Below are 16,724 nucleotides of genomic sequence, written 5' to 3' on the forward strand. Positions count from 1 at the left end.
GCTAGATGTGAGGAGCAGACATGACCGACTTCGACCGGCGCGACCCGTCGTACGCGCGTCCCCTGGGACCGGATGGGGCGGCACAGTGAGCGTGGCCGGATCCCTAGCCGGGGAGGTCGTCCGCATCGCCGAGCTGCCTGTTGAGGAACTGCCCTGGCAGGGGATCGGCTCGGTGCTCGTCGACACCCTCGCGGCCGCGTGTGCGGGGGCGGGCGCGCCGAGCGCGGAGGCCGCGCGACGCGAGATCGGATTGCCCGCGGGGCGGGCTCGGGTCTGGGGCACCGCGGACCGTACGGACGCGATCCAGGCCGCCCTGGTCAACGGCATCGCGGCCCACGTCCTGGAGCTGGACGACATCTACGCGCCCGGCACGGTGCACCCCGGCAGCGTCGTGATCCCTGCGGCCCTGGCGGTCGCGGACGAAGTCGAGGCCTCCGGGACCGCGCTCGCTCGCGCGGTGGCGGCCGGCTACGAGGTGTGCGGCCGGATCTCGGCGGACCTCGGGCCCAGCCACTACCGCAACTGGCACACCACCGGCACCGGTGGCGCGGTCGGCGCGGCGGCGGCCGCCGCGCTCCTCCTCGCCGGTGGCGGACCCGTTGACGCCGCGACGGTGCAGAGCTCGCTCGCGCTCGCCGCGACCATGTCCGGCGGTCTGCAGCAGCTCTTCCGGTCCGATGCCTCCGGCAAGCCGCTCCACGCGGGTCACGGCGCGATGGCCGGCGTGATCGCGGCGAAGACCGCACGAGCCGGGATCGGCGGTGCCGCCGACATCTTCGAGGGGCCGGCCGGCATGGGCGTCGCGATGGGCGGTTCCGGTCGCTGGACCCACAGCACCTCCGCTACGGGCGGCTTCGTCATCGACGCCAGCACGATCAAGCCGTACCCGTGCTGCGGCCACTCCTTCGCTGCGGTCGACGGAGCGCTCCAACTGCGCGGCCAGCTCGGCAGCGCTCCACTGGATGCCGTCGAGCGCGTTCGCGTCGACACCTACCGGGCCGGTATCGAGGTCGCCGGCATCGCCGTGCCGGCGAGTGCCGCCGACACCCGGTTCTCCATCCCGTTCCTCGTCGCGCTCGCACTCGCGGACGGCACGATCGATCGGGCGGAGCTCACTCCGTCCCGACTCGACGACCCGGCCTTCAAGGCCGTCGTCGCCACCACCGAGGTCCGCCTCGACGACGAGCTCGAGGCGGCGTTCCCGGCCAACCGGGGCGCGCGCGTCACCGTCACGACCACGGACGGCCGCACTCTGGTGGCGTTCGTGCCGAACCGCTCCGGGAGCCCGGAGAGTCCGCTGAGCCCCGAGGCGCTGCGCAGCAAGTACGACGGGCTGCTCTCCCACGTCACCCAGCAGGAGCGCGACCGCCTCCACACCCAGCTCGTGGACCTGAGCGGTGTCGCGCGGAGCTCGGCTCTCGCGCTGCCCGACTCCCTCCGGCCGATCACCTCCGAGGAGGTGTGATGACCTCTTCCACCTCAGACCTGATGCTCGCCGGCCGGGTCTCCGTCGTCACCGGCGGCGCCTCGGGCATCGCGCAGCCTGTGCCGAGCGCCTGCGCCAGCTCGACGTCGTGGCCACCTGGTCCGGGTGGCGGCGCGCGAGCTCGGCGAGCACGGCTTCCGTGTCAACGCGGTCGGTCCGGGACCGACCGACACCCCGATGTTCCGCACCGGCCAGACCGATGAGGCCTGGCTCGCTTGCGATCCGCGACAGCACTCCGCTCGGCCGGCTCGGTCGCCCGGAGGACGTCGCGACCGCCGTCGTCCACCTGATGCAGGCGCCGTGGATCACGGGCCAGGTCGTGATGGCCGACGGCGGCTCCTCCCTCAGCAGTGCGCGCGGTGGCATACGCCGCGGCGACGCCGCTCGCGCATAGAACCCCTCACCTTCCCTTCCATCATCACTAGGAGCTGTCGTGGACTTCGAGCTTCCCGAGGAAGCCGTCGACCTGCGTAACGCCGTCACCGCCTTCGCCCAGGACCGGCTGGCGCCCGATGCGCTGGCCCGCGCCCACCAGGACGAGTACCCCTGGGACGCAGCCAAGCTCATCGCGGACCAGGGCCTCCTCGGCCTCACCATCCCCGAGGCGAAGGGCGGCCAGGGTGGCACCCTTCTCGACGCGGTCATCGCGATCCAGGCCGTCGCGGCCGCGTGCCCGCGCAGCGCCGACGTCGTGCAGGCCGGTAACTTCGGCCCGGTCCGGACGTTCGCGGAGTACGCCACCGACGAGCAGCGGGAGCGCTTCCTGCCCGGCATCCTCGCCGGTCAGCAGGTGATCTCGCTGTGCATGAGCGAGCCGGAGGCGGGCTCTGCCGTCACCGACCTGCAGACCAGCGCGACCAAGGTCGACGGCGGCTGGCTGATCAACGGCACCAAGGTGTTCTCCACGCACAGCACCGAGGCCAGCGTGTACCTGGTCTACGTGCGCTTCTCCGCCGGCGTGGGCGGCATCGGGTCGGTCCTCGTCGAGCGCGGCGCGGCCGGGCTCGAGATCGGTCCGCCGATCGCCTACATGAACGGCGAGCACTGGTGCGAGCTGCACTTCGTCGACTGCTTCGTGCCTGACTCGATGGTGCTGCTCGGCGAGGGCGGCTTCAAGCGGCAGATGGGCGGGTTCAACATCGAGCGGATCGGCAACGCCTCGCGCTCCATCGCGGTGGGCCGTTACGCGTTCGACCGTGCCGTCGAGCACGCGCTGACCCGCCACCAGTTCGGCCGCCCGATCGCGGAGTTCCAAGGCCTGCAGTGGATGTTCGCCGACGTGGCGCTCGACCTGGAGGCAGCGCAGCTGCTGCTGATGAAGGCGGCCGTCAACGCCGACCGGGGCCTGCCCTCGGCCGACGAGACCGCGATGGCGAAGCTCGCCGCCAACAAGGCCGGGTTCGCCGCCGCGGACCTCGCCGTCCAGGTCATGGGAGCCGCCGGCTTCAGCCAGGACGAGCTCGCGGAGTACTGCCTGCGCCGTACGCGCGGCTGGCGGATCGCCGGCGGCTCGACCGAGATCCTCAAGAACCGTCTCGCCGAGAGCGTCTTCGGTCGTCGCTTCAACCAGCGGGCGCCGAAGTGAGCACTCTCTTCGACCCGGCCAGCGTCGCAATCGTCGGGGCCTCCGACAACCGCGCGAAGACCACCGCCCGGCCGCTGGCGTTTCTGCGTCAGTCCGGCTGGGACGGTCGGCTGTACCCGATCAACCCGGTCCGCGAGACCGTGCTGGGGGAGCGGGCGTGGCCCTCGCTGCGCGAGCTTCCCGAGGTGCCCGAGCACGTCTTCGTGCTGACCGGCGCGGACGCGGCTCTCGAGACCCTCGAGGTCTGTGCGGAGCTCGGCGTCGGCACGGTCTCGATGCTGGCCGACGGCTTCGCCGGGACCGGATCGAAGGCGGCAGCACGGCGCGAGCGCCTGCAGCGGATCATCGCCGGGAGCGGCACCCGGGTGCTGGGCCCCAGCACCCTCGGCATCGTCAACGTCCGCCGCAGTCTCTTCCTCACCGCCAACGCGGCCTTCGCCGAGCAGGACATCACGCCGGGAGGCATCTTCGTCGCCTCGCAGTCGGGCAGCGTGATCGGCGCCATCGCCTCTCGCGGCAACGCGATGGGGATCGGGTTCGCGGGTCTCGTCTCGACGGGCAGCGAGCTCGATCTCACCCTCGGCGAGATCTGCTCGGCGACGCTCGACGACCCCTCCATCACCAGCTACGCGCTCTTCCTCGAGTCCTTGCAGCACGCCGACCACCTGCGTGCCTTCGCCGCGGCCGCAGCCGAGCGGGGCAAGTCGGTCCTCGCGTACAAGCTCGGCCGTTCCGAGGCCGCGGCCCAGCTCTCCGTCTCGCACTCGGGTGCGCTGGCCGGAAACGAGCTCGCGGCCGATCTGCTTCTCCGCGACCTCGGCATCGGACGGGTCACCTCCCTGGAGGCACTGCTGGAGGGCCAGCTCCTCGCCGAGGCGATCACGCTGCCCGAGACCGCCGTGCTCGAGCCGCGGGTCGCCGTCGTCTCCACCACCGGCGGCGGCGGGGCGATGGTGGTCGACTGCCTCTCGCTGCGCGGCGCCGCGGTCGTCGGACCGAGCGCCGAGACCGCCCAGCGGCTCCGCGAGATCGGGGTCGACCCGGGTCACGGCTCGCTGGTCGACCTCACCCTGGCCGGCACCCGCTACGACATCATGAAGGGCACCCTCGAGGTCCTGCAGAGCTCAGGCGAGTTCGACGTGATCGTCGCTGTTCCCGGCAGCTCGGCACGCTTCCACCCCGAGCTCGCGGTCAAGCCGATCGCCGATGCCGCGGGCGGCGCCACTCCGCTGGCCGCCTTCGTCGTACCGGAGGCGCCCGACGCGCTGCGCCAGCTGCGTGCCGCCGGCGTGGCCGCCTTCCGTACGCCCGAGTCGTGCGCCGACGCCGTGATCGCCGGGTTCGCGCGGCGCCGTCCGATCATGCGCGAGGCTGCCCAGCCGGCAGGCATCGCTCAGGGGCTGGACGAGGTCGCCTCCTACGAGCTGCTCAGCGCGGCCGGGGTGACGCCGGCGCCGTACGCGGTGCTCGCGGTCGACGAGGTGCCCGACGACCTTCCCGTGGCCGGACCCGTCGTGGTCAAGGCGATCAGCGACGAGCTCCCGCACAAGACGGACGCAGGCGGCGTGGTCCTCGGCGTCACCGACGTCGAGGGGCTCGCCACGGCGATCCGCACGATCGTCGACACGGTCGCGGAGCGGGCGGGGATCAAGATCACCCACGTCCTGGTGCAGAGCATGGTCAGCGGCGGCATCGGCGAGGTCCTGGTCGGACTGGTACGCGATCCGGACGCCGGGCCGATGGTGGTCCTCGCGAGCGGCGGCATCCTGGCCGAGATCCTCGGCGATCGCAGCGCCCGACTCGCACCGGTCACGAAGGACCTGGCCTGGGAGATGATCCGCGAGACGCGGAGCCTGGTCGCCCTCGACGGCTACCGCGGCCGGCCGCGCGGCGACCTCGACGCGCTCGCCGACGCGGTGGTCGCGATCTCCCAGGTCGTGGTGACCGACCCGAGCGTCGTCGAGGCGGAGGTGAACCCGCTGATCGTGCAGCGCGACGGCGTCGTCGCCGTCGACGCGATGGTGCGGCGCGTCGTCACGGAAGGAGCGGGCCGATGAGCACGAGCGTCACGGTCGAGGTCATCGACGGGGTGCACGTCGTCACCCTCGACAACCCACCGGTCAACGCCAGCAACGCGGCGCTCCGCGCCGGCATCGTCGAGGCGGTCGCCACCGCGATCCGCGACGGTGCGCGCGGCATGGTCCTCGTCGGCGCGAACGGCACCTTCGTGTCCGGATCCGACCTGCGCGAGTTCAGCGGCGACGTTCCGCCGCCACTGCTTCCGGAGGTCATCGAGCGCCTGGAGCAGGCGCCCTTCCCGGTCGTCGCCGCCCTCGACGGCTACGCGCTCGGCGGTGGACTGGAGCTCGCGCTGGGCTGCGACCACCGGATCGGCACGCCCGGCCTGGAGATCGGTCTGCCCGAGGTCGGACTCGGCATGGTCCCCGGAGCCGGCGGCACCCAGCGGCTGCCCCGCCTCGTCGGGCGTAGCACCGCGCTGTCGGTGGTCGCGTCCGGCGATCGCCTGGACGGCCGGGCCGCGCTCGACGCCGGCCTGCTCGACGCGCTCGCGCCGGCCGAGGAGCTGATCGCCGCAGCCGTCGCCTTCGCGCTCGACGCAGCGAAGGCGCCCGTCGGCGCCCGCCCGGTGCCGGCCCAGGACAGCGAGCAGTACGACGCCCTCGTCGCCTCGGTCCGCAAGCGCGGCCGTGGCCGCCCGCAGATCGAGGAGTCGATCCGGCTCGTCACGCTGGCGGGGGAGACCCCGATCGCCGAGGCGCTGGTCGACGAGCGGGCGACCTTCACCCGGTTGCGTGAGTCGGCCGAGGCTGCCTCGCTGCGTCACCTCTTCTTCAGCGAGCGCCGCGCCGCCAAGGTCGGCCGAGGCCCGAAGGGGGCCGCTGGCGCTCCGCGGTCGCAGGTCGGGACGGTCGGCGTCCTGGGTGCCGGCACGATGGGCCGAGGGATCGCGCTCGGCGCCGCCGCGCTCGGTCTCACGGTCATCGTTGTGGACCGCGACCAGGCCACGATCGAGCGAGCGCAGACCGGCTTCGCCGAGGCCGCCGTCGAGGGCGCCCGCCGCGCCGGCGCGGTCGCCGGGGATGTCGAGTTCACCGTGGACAGCGCTCGCCTCGCCGAGGTGGACCTCGTCGTCGAGGCCGTCTACGAGGACCTCGACGTCAAGCGCGCGGCGATCTACGCGCTCGAGCAGGTCGTACGGGCCGATTGCGTCCTGGCGAGCAACACGTCGTACCTGGACCTGGAGACGCTCGCGGTCGCGATACAGCATCCCGAGCGCTTCCTGGGCCTGCACTTCTTCGCCCCGGCGGATCGGATGAGGCTCGTCGAGGTCGTTCCGCTGAGCGCGACCGACGCGGGCGCCACCGAGCGGGTCTTCGCGTTCGCGCGGCAGCTCGGCAAGAAGCCGGTGCAGGCGCTCAACAGCGAGGGCTTCATCGGCAACCGCATCCTCCAGGCCTACCGGCGTCACGCCGAGTACCTGGTCGAGGACGGCTGCCTCCCGGCCGAGGTCGACGAGGCCCTGCGCGGCTTCGGCTTCGCGATGGGACCGTTCGCGGTGGCGGACCTCTCGGGCCTGCAGATCGCGAAGACCGTACGGGAGCGACTGCGTGCCGAGGGGCGCGCTCCCATCCGAGACACCGCGATCGCCGATGCGCTGTGCGAGCACGGCTGGCTGGGACGTGCGTCCGGGCTCGGCTACTACGCGTACGCCGACGGCGCCATGTCGCCGAACCCTGAGGTCGCCGCCGTCGCTGCCGATGTGTCCGCCATGCTCGGCATCACCCGTCGTACCTTCACCGCCGACGAGATCGTCGATCGGTGCGTCGGGGCGATGGCCGTCGAGGCGGCCACCGTGGTCGCCAGCGGCGTCGCACGCAACCCCGGGGACGTCGACCTCGCGATGGTCGAGGGCTTCGGCTTCCCGCGGCACGCCGGCGGACCCCTGTGGTGGGCCGCCCAGCTGTCGCCGGACGTCCGGGAGCGGGTCTGGGCGGCGGTCGAGGAGGCACGTCGTGCCCCGGTCGACCGCGAGATGATCACCATGGTGCTCAAGGAGAACGTCGCATGACCCATGTCATCGCGCAGAGCTCCTGCCCCTGATGATCACCGGTGGGGTCAAGGCGGTCTCGGCCAACGGCGTGCTCGGCGACCCCGCCGGGGCGAGTGCCAAGGAGGGCGAGCGCCTTCTGACCCGCATGACCAAGGACGTCGTCATCGCGGTGCGCCGTTGACCCAGGTCCCCGACCGCGTCGCTCTCGTCACCGGTGCGGCTCGCGGCATCGGGGCCGCGGTCACGCGCAGGCTGGCCGGGTCGGGCCACACGGTCGTCGCGCTCGACTGGTGCGTCGGCGAGGAGTCACCCGTCGGCTACCCGATGGCCACCCGCGCCGAGCTCGACGCCGTGGTCGCAGGTCAGCCGGAGGGGCGCGTGCTGGCGCACGTCGCAGACGTACGAGATCCGGAGGCTCTGCGCGGTGCGGTCGGGCTGGCGCTGCAGACGTGGGGGCGGCTCGACGTCGTCGTCGCCGGAGCGGCGGTGATCGCCGGCGGATCGCCGGCCTGGGAGCCCCGTGCCGCCGATGACCTCGCCCTCCAATGGGACGTCGACGTGCGCGGCGTCTGGAACACCGCAGCCGCGGCCATCCCGGCGATGCTCGCCGGTCCGGACCCGGCGGGCTGCCGGTTCGTCGTGATCGCCTCGGCGGCGGGAGCCCACGGACTCTTCAGGCTCGCCGCCTACACGGCCGCGCAGCACGCGGTCGTCGGGCTGGTGAAGGGTCTCGCCGCCGAGCGGCTCGCGGACGGCTCGATGCAGTTCCTGCGACCGGGGCGGGGCGACGACCTGCGGGTCACCGCGACGGCACGACGCCGCGGCCGTGCGTCACGTTCGTGGACGTCGCGGTCGAGGGAGCAGAGACTCGCAGGGATGGGCGTTGCGCTCCTGGCCGGCTTGGTCAATGCGATCTTCGTCGTCGTCTTTGGAGTCTCGTCCCTCGTCGTCACGCTCGGCATGGGAACGGTTCTGCTCGGTCTCGCCGAGTTGCTGACGAACAACAACTACGTCACCTTCAGCAACCCGGCCCTCAAGACCTTCGCCAGGAACCAGATCTTCACGATGCCAATGGCGTTCTATTACGGCATCTTCCTTGCACTCGTCATGGCGTATGTCCTTGCGTTCACGCCGGTGGGTCGATCCGCTCTGTTCGCGGGTGCGAACCGGGAGGTCGCACGCCTGACTGGTATCCGCGTGGGGCTCATCCGCTTCGGCGCCTATCTTCTTGGAGCGGCCTTCGCCGGCTTCGCGGGTGTGTTGATCGTGGCCAGCGTTGGTTCGTTCGACAACTCGACCACGCAGTCGTACCTGCTGCCCGCGCTCGCTGCTGTCTTCTTGTCGACCGCCGTGATCCATCCGGACACGTTCAACCCGATCGGCGCTGTCATCGCGATCTTCTTCCTGCAGACAGGAATCATCGGTCTTCAGCTGATGGGCAGCTCGACGTGGGTAATCAACGTGTTCTACGGCGGCGGCCTGGTCGTCGCAGTCACGATCTCCAAGTTCGTTCGAGATCGGACGACGTCCCATCAGTCGCGATCGGGTCGGCACAAGAGAGGTTCGGGATGCAGGGCCGAACCCCTCTTGTGTTTCGTCGAGTTCGATGGGATTTCGTCAACGTGGCGGTGCCGTCACGCAGTTGGACACTCGATCAGGGTTGCGCCCTTCGCCACCCGCAGAGTCATTGACCTTGGAGATGCTCGTGGATGATCGGCCGGCTGTCCGTCGCGCATTGCAGGCGGTGGCGCGCAGACGGGCGATGGGCCTGCACTACATCGGACACTTCCTCGGCATCGAGCCAGCATCGCACGACGAAGACGGCACCGTCCGGATGCGCATCATTCCGTGGGACAGCGCCGGAGAGGAGTCGATGACAGCCGCCGACCTGGGCACGCTGGCCGACCTGACGATGGGACAGGCGATCCGGAACCGCCTGCCGGAGGGACTGCGGCTCGCGACCACCAGCCTGGACCTCCATCATGGTCCTGACCCGGCGCGCGGCGGTGTCACCAGCAGCGCAAGCGTGCATTGGCTGGACGAGCGGCGTCAGACCGCGACCGCGAGCTGCGAGGTCACAGACGCCGCCGGCACAGTCGTCGCGACCGCCTCCGGGGCGTTCTCTGCCCTTCCCGCGCCGCCAGGCGCGTCGATTGCACCGGTGGACTGGTCGTGGCTGCGGGTAGGCGTGCCCGAGGTCGCTGACGGCAACCTCAACCGCAGCGATGCCGGCTTCGTTGCTGCCGTCCGGGCAGCGGTGGACTCGGCGTCGTCGGAGCCTGGGGCGCCACCCGTGGATCCGGAACGTACGAGGGTCATCGGTCACCTGTTGAACGTGCGCTGGAAATCGATCGAAAACGGCAGCGTCCGTGGCGAGTTCCGGGTCGGCCCCGAGCATGAGAACCGGGTGGGCCACCTCCAAGGCGGTGTCGTCTACGGACTTGGCGCCGTCGCAGCGCGTCACGTCCTCGGCAACCAGTGCCGGGTAGTCGACGGTCGCGTGCAGTTCCTCCGCCCGACTGGCCACGGGCAGGTGTCGATCACAGCCACCGTCCTGCGCCACGGGAGGTCCGTCTCCTTCGTCCGGGTCCAGTTGGCCTCCGACGGGCGGCAGACCACCGAAATGACCTTCACACTCGCGCCCGACCACAATGGCCTTTAACGCCTGTGGCGTGCCGGCACGGCCGAGACCAGGTTCCCCTGCCGTCGAGCGCTGCCGAGTGGTTGTTGGCGACAGCGCCCGAAGTCAGCGGTGCCTGCTTGCGGTAGCGCGAGGAGTAGTTGTCTGCGCACTGCGCGAGCTTTGCCCAGATCGTTCCATCCAGTTCGATCCATAACCTGGCGGTTTCCCCCTTGGCGTTCTCGATATCCCCGGGGCGAGCGCCGGTTGGAGTGGATCCACGCGGACACTCGTTCGATCTTGATCGAGCATGCTCGTGAGTCGTGATTTGAACTCGGCAGGATCGGCGAAGTGCTTGATATCCAGCGCCAGGAAGCTATGACTCACTGCTTGCTGTCGGCCGACCTCGTCCTGCGGTCCAACATCTGCTGGACGATCTGGGGGAGTGCGTCTGGGGAATTGCCGCCGCCTCGAAGGCGCGTGAGATAGACAGGGAGGCGGGCGACGCCGCGGGAGGGACTGCCCTGCGCGTCCGCAGCGACTAGTGCGTCCGCGGCTGAGTGCGCGTCGGCGCGGCCAAGGCCGGCAGTTGCGAATGTCTCCGCCACAAACGAGGTGAGGTCCCCGCGTCGAACGCGAACCCGCTCGGGTTTCGCCCCGCTGTCATCGGACGTCTCTTATACGCCAGTGTGCCGTTGTTTCCATGCATGCGGGAATGAACTAGCGGTTTCCCGGCCTGGGTTCATCGGCATGGGCAACGGCAAATGGGTCCTCCTGGTGTATATTCATGTGCACAATTCTTCTCGGTAGGTGGTGCATTGTGGCTGTCAACAAGGAGTCTGGCGCTGCTGGCCTGCCACGCGCCCGCGCGAAGGTGAGCCCCTACGAAAGGCTCAGGTCGGGGATTATCTCGGGTGAGTTAGAGCCGGGGGCCCCGTTGGTGGAGTCGACGCTGGCGGCGTGGTTGGAGGTCAGTCGCACGCCCGTCCGAGAGGCCTTGACGCGACTTGAGCAGGACGGGCTCGTCTCGCGAGAGCGTAACGGGCTGGTCGTCCGTCAGCGGACTCCCGACGAGATCCTTGACGTCTACGAGACGCGCATCATTCTTGAGAGCGCGGTGGCGAGGAACGCCGCCGAGCGGCGTACGTCGAACGACTTGCTTCTCTTGCGGGGCCTGCTTGCGCGCTGGAGCACGATCGATCTCAACGACAAGCAGGCGATGCTCGAGGCCAACCACGCCTTTCACGATGCGATCTGGTGCGCGAGCCACAACGAGTCTCTTGTCGACTTGCTCTCCCGTCTTGCGCTCCAACTGCACCGATTCCCGTTGACGACGTTGACCGCGCCCGGTCGCTGGGAACAGGCCGGCGCGGAGCACGAACAGCTCGTCGACGCGATCGACCGTCGTGACGGTGACGAGGCCGCGGAGATCGCCACTAAACACTTCCAGGAGTCGATGCAGATCCGGCTCAGCCTCTGGGAGACGAGTTAACCTCCCGCCCGGGACATCGCTGAGAGATGTGGCCCGCGGGCATCAGGCAACGGAACGGCGCCCGATAGTGCCGACCAGAGTCCCGTGGCACGCTCAGCGCCCAAGCGCGGCGTGGCCAGTGTCATGAACTTCTCCTGTTTGTCGGCGAGCGCCATGGACTTGTCCGGAGAGCCCAGACGATCCCGCATCGTTGCCGAGTGACCGGCCCCGGACGCCTCCGTGACGGTCACGCCCGCGCCCCGGTGATCGGGTTCCCTGGCCGGGGTTCATCGGCATGGCCAGCGGCCAAGGGGTCTAGTCCTCTTCCTGTGTATACTCATGTACACAATCCTTCTCGAAAGGTGGTGCATTGTGGCTGTCAACAAGGAGTCTGGCGCTGCTGGCCTGCCACGCGCCCGCGCGAAGGTGAGCCCCTACGAAAGGCTCAGGTCGGGGATCATCTCGGGTGCGTTCGAGCCGGGGACCCCCTTGGTGGAGTCGACGCTGGCGGCGTGGTTCGAGGTCAGTCGCACGCCCGTCCGAGAGGCCTTGACGCGACTTGAGCAGGACGGGCTCGTCTCGCGAGAGCGTAACGGGCTGGTCGTCCGTCAGTGGACTCCCGACGAGATCCTTGACGTCTACGAGACGCGCATCATTCTTGAGAGCGCGGTGGCGAGGAACGCCGCCGAGCGGCGTACGTCGAACGACTTGCTTCTCTTGCGGGGCCTGCTTGCGCGCTGGAGCACGATCGATCTCAACGACAAGCAGGCGATGCTCGAGGCCAACCACGCCTTTCACGATGCGATCTGGCGCGCGAGCCACAACGAGTCTCTTGTCGACTTGCTCTCCCGTCTTGCGCTCCAACTGCACCGATTCCCGTTGACGACGTTGACCGCGCCCGGTCGCTGGGAACAGGCCGGCGCGGAGCACGAACAGCTCGTCGACGCGATCGACCGTCGTGACGGTGACGAGGCCGCGGAGATCGCCACCAAACACTTCCAGGAGTCGATGCAGATCCGGCTCAGCCTGTGGGAGACGAGTTAGCCTCGCGCCCGGGACATCGCTGCTGGTCGGTGAGTGCCAGGGGCTTGTCCGGAGAGCCCAGACGATCCCGCATCGTTGCCGAGCGGCCGGCCCCGGACGCCTCCGTGACGGTCACGCCCGCGCCCCGGTGAGCGGGGATCGCGGTCTCGAAGTCGGGATCGTGCTCGACCGTTGTGGAGGCCGTCAACCTGCCGACCTCGGGATCGTGAAGCGCCCGCTTGGTGCCCTCGCGGTCGATCGGTTCGCCGATGAGCGCCATCGCCACCAGGAAGAGGATGCTGAACTGTTCCTCCTCAATGGTGCGGGGACGCGGGTCGCCCACGACGTCGATCGCCGCTGAATACGTCCGGACCTCGATCGACCGGATGTCGGCAGCGGGCACACCCTGGCGCCTGAGGTCGACGGCCGCGTCGAGGGACACGAATCTGTGGCCGCAGCATGCGTACGGCTTGACTGTAGTTCGCGCGACCGTCAGTGGCTCGGCGAACGGCCTCGTCGCGACACTCGTCCCCCATCGCTTCGCCCATCCCGGACTCGTCCTCCAGGATGGCGAGTGCGCCTGTCGCGCCCTCGCGGGCGAACAGGGCCGCGGTCACGCCGCAGCCGCATGGCCGGAGTGCAGTGGCTTCCCGGTGGAGCCGGTGCGGATCGTGCGCTGCAGGCCACTGTCCATCGTGGCCGCGAGCGCCAGGGCGTGGACCAGGGTGTTCACGGGAAGCCCCAGAGCAAGGCCGGCCGCGGCCGCCGCGGCGATGCATCCCGCCGCGCCGGTCGTGTGCCACAAACGGTAATGCGCCGGCCCGAGGGCCTCCGTGACGCGGTTCGCGACCTCGTAGCCTTCGACGATCGAGCGGAGGAACACATCGCCTCGATGCGTCCGTGTTCTGGGCCGCCGAGGCGGCAGCGATCGTAGGTGCCCCGGGATGCACCATGCCGGGGTCGTGGATGTCATCCAGTTCGAGCGCGTGGGCGGCCACGCCCTTGATCGTGGCTGCGTCGACGGCGCCCGTGGACCGCTCCATGCCAACCAGGTCGCATGGTCCCGGACTTCCGGCGAGGGCGGCGCCGGCGACGTGCCCGGGCGCGCTCGCGGAGGCTCCGACCGTGACGGAGATCCACTCTGCGAGGGCCGCAAGCGCTGCATCTCGCATCTCGGCGGACTGTCTGGGCTGCCCGCATCGCCAACACCTCAGTGACCGTCAGGGGTCCTCCCTGTCGTCTCTCGCTGTCTCAGCGACCTCTTGCCGACCGCTACGGCTGGATGGGCACTACGCGTTCCCCGCATGGGTGCGACTGTATGCAACTGAGTACGCTTGTGCTCAGAAGGATGCGATTTCCTTGACGAACTCATGCGGCCCACGCCATACTGCGGAATACGCTCGTATACCGCGCTGTCGCAGCAACGCCAAGCAGGCCCGCAACGCCCGCTGAGGGGTCCGTCACTTGTGGTCATCCGGCCGGTGAACCGGAGCCGACACCCAGCGGCGGCACGACTTGGCCGCAGCTTCATGGCGCAAACTCCGTGCCCACGTACCGCAGTTGTGCGGGACATGGGGCCCCAGGTAGCGAAGAACAAGGAGAAGGCCTGTGACCTTGAGGATCGTTGTCTGTGTGAAGTACGTACCCGTCGCGACCGGCGACCGGCGCTTCGCGGACGACAAGACGACTGACCGCGAGTCGGTCGACGGCCTGCTGTCCGAGCTGGACGAGTACGCCGTCGAGCAGGCGCTGCGGATTGCCGAAGCCTCCGGCGACGCCGCGGTCACCGCGCTGACCGTGGCGCCGGACGACGCCCAGGACGCCCTGCGCAAGGCGCTGTCCATGGGCGTGGACCAGGCCGTCCACGTCAACGACGACGACATCCACGGCACCGACGCCATCGGTACCTCGCTCATCCTGGCCAAGGCCATTGAGCAGACCGGCTTCGATCTGGTGGTCTGCGGCATGGCCTCCACCGACGGCACCATGGGGGTGCTGCCGGCCCTGCTCGCCGAGCGTCTGGGCGTCCCCCAGGCCACCCTGCTCTCCGAGATCGCCATCGAGGGCGACACGGTGACCGGCCGCCGTGACGGGGACGCGGCCACCGAGCAGTTGAGGGCCGTCCTGCCTGCTGTGGTCAGCGTCACCGATCGGTCCGGTGAGCCCCGCTATCCCACCTTCAAGGGCATCATGGCCGCCAAGAAGAAGAAGATGCGGAGTCTGGACCTGGACGACCTGGGCCTCGACGCCGCCGAGGTGGGACTCAGCGGGGCATGGACGAAGGTGGAGGCCGTCGCTACCCGTCCGCCGCGCACCGTGGGCACGATCGTCAAGGACGAGGGCGAGGGGGGCCGGCAGCTCGCCACCTTCCTCGCCGAGCAGAAGTTCGTCTGACCTCCGACCGCACGACCTCCTAGGAGACATAAAGCAATGGGTGAGATCCTCGTCCTGGTCGACCACGCCGGCGGCCGGATCCGCAAGCCGGCCCTGGAGCTGCTGACCCTGGCCCGACGCCTGGGCACGCCCGCGGCCGTGGTGCTCGGCGCCGGCGAGTCCGCCGCCGCCATCGCCGCCACTGCCGGCGAATACGGCGCCGCGAAGGTCTATGTGGCCGACGCGAGCGAGTTCGCCGACTACCTGGTCGTCCCCAAGGTCGATGCCCTGGCCCAGATCGCCCAGGCCGCCTCCCCCGCCGCGGTGCTGGTCACCTCCACCGGCGAGGGCAAGGAGGTTGCCGCCCGCTTGGCGCTGCGCATGGGATCGGGCCTGATCACAGACGCCGTCGACGTGGCCCCCGGGGATGCAGGCCCGGTGGCTGCTCAGTCGGTGTTCGCCGCCTCTTACACGGTCACTTCCACCGTCACCCGCGGCATACCGGTCATCACCGTCAAGCCCAACGCCACCGGCTCGGAGGCGGCCCCCGCCGCTGGGCAGGTCGAGCAGGTCACCGTGGCCTTCTCCGAGGCCGCCGCCGGCACCAGGGTGGTCTCCCGCACCCCCAGGGCCTCCTCCGGGCGGCCGGAGCTGACCGATGCCGAGATCGTGGTTTCCGGTGGCCGCGGCGTGGCTGGCCCCGGCGGTTTCTCGGTGGTCGAGGAGTTGGCCGACGCGCTGGACGCGGCGGTAGGCGCGTCCCGGGCGGCGGTGGACGCGGGCTGGTACCCGCACACCAACCAGGTCGGCCAGACCGGCAAGCAGGTCTCCCCGCAGCTGTACATCGCCAACGGCATCTCCGGCGCGATCCAACACCGCGCGGGCATGCAGACCTCTAAAACCATCGTGGCGGTCAACAAGGATCCGGAGGCGCCGATCTTCGACCTGGTCGACTACGGCTTGGTCGGTGACCTGTTCGAGGTGCTGCCCCAGCTCACTGCCGAGGTCAAGGCCCGCAAGGCCTGACGTACTCCACCGCCGGGGAGACGAAGCCGCCGATGCAGTTCGCGGCGGGCCTCCCGGCTGCCGCGCTCGCGGAGGTTGAGCGGCCGAGGAACGGGAGTGTCTTGGTTTTGGCGCTTCCAAGATTTTCGTAGACGGTGATCGTCTGCCTACGGCTGTCAGTTGAGGAGGATGCTGAAGCGGCGCTGGTATGCAGCGGGGCTGATGGACAACTCCCGTGCGAAGACCCGTCGGAGACTCTCGTAACTCGGGAACCCGGCCAAAAACGCCGCCTGTGTCGCGGTGTGCCCCTGGTCGAGCAGAGCCTTCGCGATATCAAACCGGATCGACTCGACGTAGCGGGCCGGTGTGGTGGACAACTCCTCTCGGAACAGCCGCGTGAGATGGCGGGGACTGAGGTGGAGATGCCCGGCGAGTTCACCAAGGGAGTGGTTCCCCGCAGGATTCGCCATCACCCGGTCGACGACTGTGCGCAGGGCCGGGGACCGGGGCGGTGGGCCCTGCAGGGGCGCGGAGAACTGTGACTGGCCGCCCGCGCGTTGCAGGTAGACCACCAGGGCGCGGCGTCCCGGCTCAGGTCAGGACCGTGGTCTTCCTCGACGAGAGCCAGCGCCAGGTCGATGCCGGCGGTGACGCCCGGCGAGGTGTACGTGGCGCCGTCGCGAACGTAGAAGGCATCGGGTTCTACGCGAATCTTCGGGTGCCGGGCGGCGAGTCGAGAGCAGGGCGATCCGGTAGTCGGCGCCAAGTCGATTCGCTTCCCCGAACACCTCTGCAGGGCCGGCGACGTCCAGCAGTGCGACCCCGTCGTAGACGAGGATCGCGACCCGATCGCGATGTTCCGCGACACGGGGCTTTCGACCCCGTTCTCCGACATGGGGCAGCGCTTCGAGCTCGACGGCGCCGACCACGCGCGCAAGCGGATCCTGGACCGTTTGACCGACCTGCCCGTCCAGGTCGTCGACGCCTCGTGGCACTGCATCACGTCCAATCCGCTTGCGTATGCCCTGGCCGGCGACACGTCGGCACTGCCGATGCGTGAGCGGAACCTCGCCTGGACCGTCTTCACCG

Annotated in this window: 16 protein-coding genes and 3 pseudogenes; 14 read left to right on the forward strand and 5 right to left on the reverse strand. The window is 69.8% G+C overall.

Annotation, left to right across the window (positions count from 1 at the left end):
- Nucleotides 1-91 precede the first annotated feature (91 nt).
- The 9 genes and pseudogenes from IEZ19_RS31035 to IEZ19_RS31075 all read left to right on the forward strand — a co-directional run bounded on the left by IEZ19_RS31035 (nt 92) and on the right by IEZ19_RS31075 (nt 9,805).
- The gene (locus tag IEZ19_RS31035; RefSeq protein ID WP_189314640.1) at nt 92-1,465 is read left to right on the forward strand and encodes an MmgE/PrpD family protein; all 1,374 of its coding nucleotides are present in this window, start codon (nt 92-94) and stop codon (nt 1,463-1,465) included.
- Between the two features lie 126 nt (nt 1,466-1,591).
- A pseudogene (locus IEZ19_RS52700) lies at nt 1,592-1,642 on the forward strand (hypothetical protein); the annotation flags it as partial.
- Between the two features lie 43 nt (nt 1,643-1,685).
- On the forward strand, nt 1,686-1,880 hold the full coding sequence (locus IEZ19_RS31045; RefSeq protein WP_189314641.1) for an SDR family oxidoreductase: 195 nt from the start codon (nt 1,686-1,688) through the stop codon (nt 1,878-1,880).
- 39 nt (nt 1,881-1,919) lie between these two features.
- Entirely contained in the window at nt 1,920-3,071 is a 1,152-nt protein-coding gene (locus IEZ19_RS31050; protein ID WP_189314642.1) for an acyl-CoA dehydrogenase family protein, read from the forward strand.
- Nucleotides 3,068-5,128, forward strand: coding sequence for an acetate--CoA ligase family protein (locus IEZ19_RS31055; RefSeq protein WP_189314643.1), 2,061 nt, complete (start codon nt 3,068-3,070; stop codon nt 5,126-5,128). The genes IEZ19_RS31050 and IEZ19_RS31055 overlap by 4 nt, the downstream gene beginning before the upstream one ends.
- The gene (locus IEZ19_RS31060) at nt 5,125-7,161 is read left to right on the forward strand and encodes a 3-hydroxyacyl-CoA dehydrogenase NAD-binding domain-containing protein (RefSeq protein ID WP_189314644.1); all 2,037 of its coding nucleotides are present in this window, start codon (nt 5,125-5,127) and stop codon (nt 7,159-7,161) included. The genes IEZ19_RS31055 and IEZ19_RS31060 overlap by 4 nt, the downstream gene beginning before the upstream one ends.
- Nucleotides 7,162-7,192: 31 nt before the next feature.
- Complete coding sequence (locus IEZ19_RS52705) at nt 7,193-7,324, forward strand: hypothetical protein (protein WP_268248684.1); 132 nt, start codon at nt 7,193-7,195, stop codon at nt 7,322-7,324.
- Nucleotides 7,321-8,856, forward strand: a complete 1,536-nt coding sequence (locus IEZ19_RS51230) for an SDR family NAD(P)-dependent oxidoreductase (protein WP_229841078.1) — start codon at nt 7,321-7,323, stop codon at nt 8,854-8,856. The genes IEZ19_RS52705 and IEZ19_RS51230 overlap by 4 nt, the downstream gene beginning before the upstream one ends.
- On the forward strand, nt 8,843-9,805 hold the full coding sequence (locus IEZ19_RS31075; protein WP_229841081.1) for a PaaI family thioesterase: 963 nt from the start codon (nt 8,843-8,845) through the stop codon (nt 9,803-9,805). Before IEZ19_RS51230 ends, IEZ19_RS31075 begins: the two co-directional genes overlap by 14 nt.
- Nucleotides 9,806-10,146: 341 nt before the next feature.
- Here IEZ19_RS31075 and IEZ19_RS53715 read toward each other — a convergent pair.
- A pseudogene (locus IEZ19_RS53715) lies at nt 10,147-10,377 on the reverse strand (Ldh family oxidoreductase); the annotation flags it as partial.
- 206 nt (nt 10,378-10,583) lie between these two features.
- Between IEZ19_RS53715 and IEZ19_RS31085 the strand changes: the two are divergent.
- Both IEZ19_RS31085 and IEZ19_RS31090 read left to right on the forward strand, forming a co-directional pair.
- Nucleotides 10,584-11,255, forward strand: a complete 672-nt coding sequence (locus tag IEZ19_RS31085; RefSeq protein WP_189314647.1) for a GntR family transcriptional regulator — start codon at nt 10,584-10,586, stop codon at nt 11,253-11,255.
- Nucleotides 11,256-11,606: 351 nt separating this feature from the next.
- On the forward strand, nt 11,607-12,278 hold the full coding sequence (locus IEZ19_RS31090) for a GntR family transcriptional regulator (protein ID WP_189314648.1): 672 nt from the start codon (nt 11,607-11,609) through the stop codon (nt 12,276-12,278).
- Here the strand turns inward: IEZ19_RS31090 and IEZ19_RS31095 are convergent.
- The 3 genes and pseudogenes from IEZ19_RS31095 to IEZ19_RS53720 all read right to left on the reverse strand — a co-directional run.
- Nucleotides 12,256-12,753, reverse strand: coding sequence for an MmgE/PrpD family protein (locus tag IEZ19_RS31095; protein WP_189314658.1), 498 nt, complete (start codon nt 12,751-12,753; stop codon nt 12,256-12,258). The genes IEZ19_RS31090 and IEZ19_RS31095 overlap by 23 nt on opposite strands.
- Nucleotides 12,754-12,870: 117 nt before the next feature.
- On the reverse strand, nt 12,871-13,140 hold the full coding sequence (locus IEZ19_RS52710; RefSeq protein ID WP_189314649.1) for an MmgE/PrpD family protein: 270 nt from the start codon (nt 13,138-13,140) through the stop codon (nt 12,871-12,873).
- Nucleotides 13,141-13,168: 28 nt separating this feature from the next.
- A pseudogene (locus IEZ19_RS53720) lies at nt 13,169-13,429 on the reverse strand (MmgE/PrpD family protein); the annotation flags it as partial.
- Nucleotides 13,430-13,865: 436 nt separating this feature from the next.
- Here IEZ19_RS53720 and IEZ19_RS31110 point away from each other — a divergent pair.
- Both IEZ19_RS31110 and IEZ19_RS31115 read left to right on the forward strand, forming a co-directional pair.
- The gene (locus IEZ19_RS31110; RefSeq protein WP_189314650.1) at nt 13,866-14,651 is read left to right on the forward strand and encodes an electron transfer flavoprotein subunit beta/FixA family protein; all 786 of its coding nucleotides are present in this window, start codon (nt 13,866-13,868) and stop codon (nt 14,649-14,651) included.
- A gap of 36 nt (nt 14,652-14,687) precedes the next feature.
- Nucleotides 14,688-15,656, forward strand: a complete 969-nt coding sequence (locus IEZ19_RS31115; RefSeq protein ID WP_189314651.1) for an electron transfer flavoprotein subunit alpha/FixB family protein — start codon at nt 14,688-14,690, stop codon at nt 15,654-15,656.
- A 155-nt stretch (nt 15,657-15,811) separates the two neighbouring features.
- On the opposite strand, the gene IEZ19_RS54220 is transcribed toward IEZ19_RS31115, so the two are convergent.
- On the reverse strand, nt 15,812-16,207 hold the full coding sequence (locus IEZ19_RS54220; protein ID WP_444545196.1) for a helix-turn-helix domain-containing protein: 396 nt from the start codon (nt 16,205-16,207) through the stop codon (nt 15,812-15,814).
- 282 nt (nt 16,208-16,489) lie between these two features.
- Between IEZ19_RS54220 and IEZ19_RS51240 the strand changes: the two genes are divergently transcribed.
- The coding region (locus IEZ19_RS51240) for an MmyB family transcriptional regulator (protein WP_444545197.1) at nt 16,490-16,724 on the forward strand (235 nt) is incomplete at its 3' end.

This window comes from Streptomyces brasiliensis (assembly GCF_014647875.1).
Lineage (GTDB): Bacteria > Actinomycetota > Actinomycetes > Streptomycetales > Streptomycetaceae > Streptomyces > Streptomyces brasiliensis.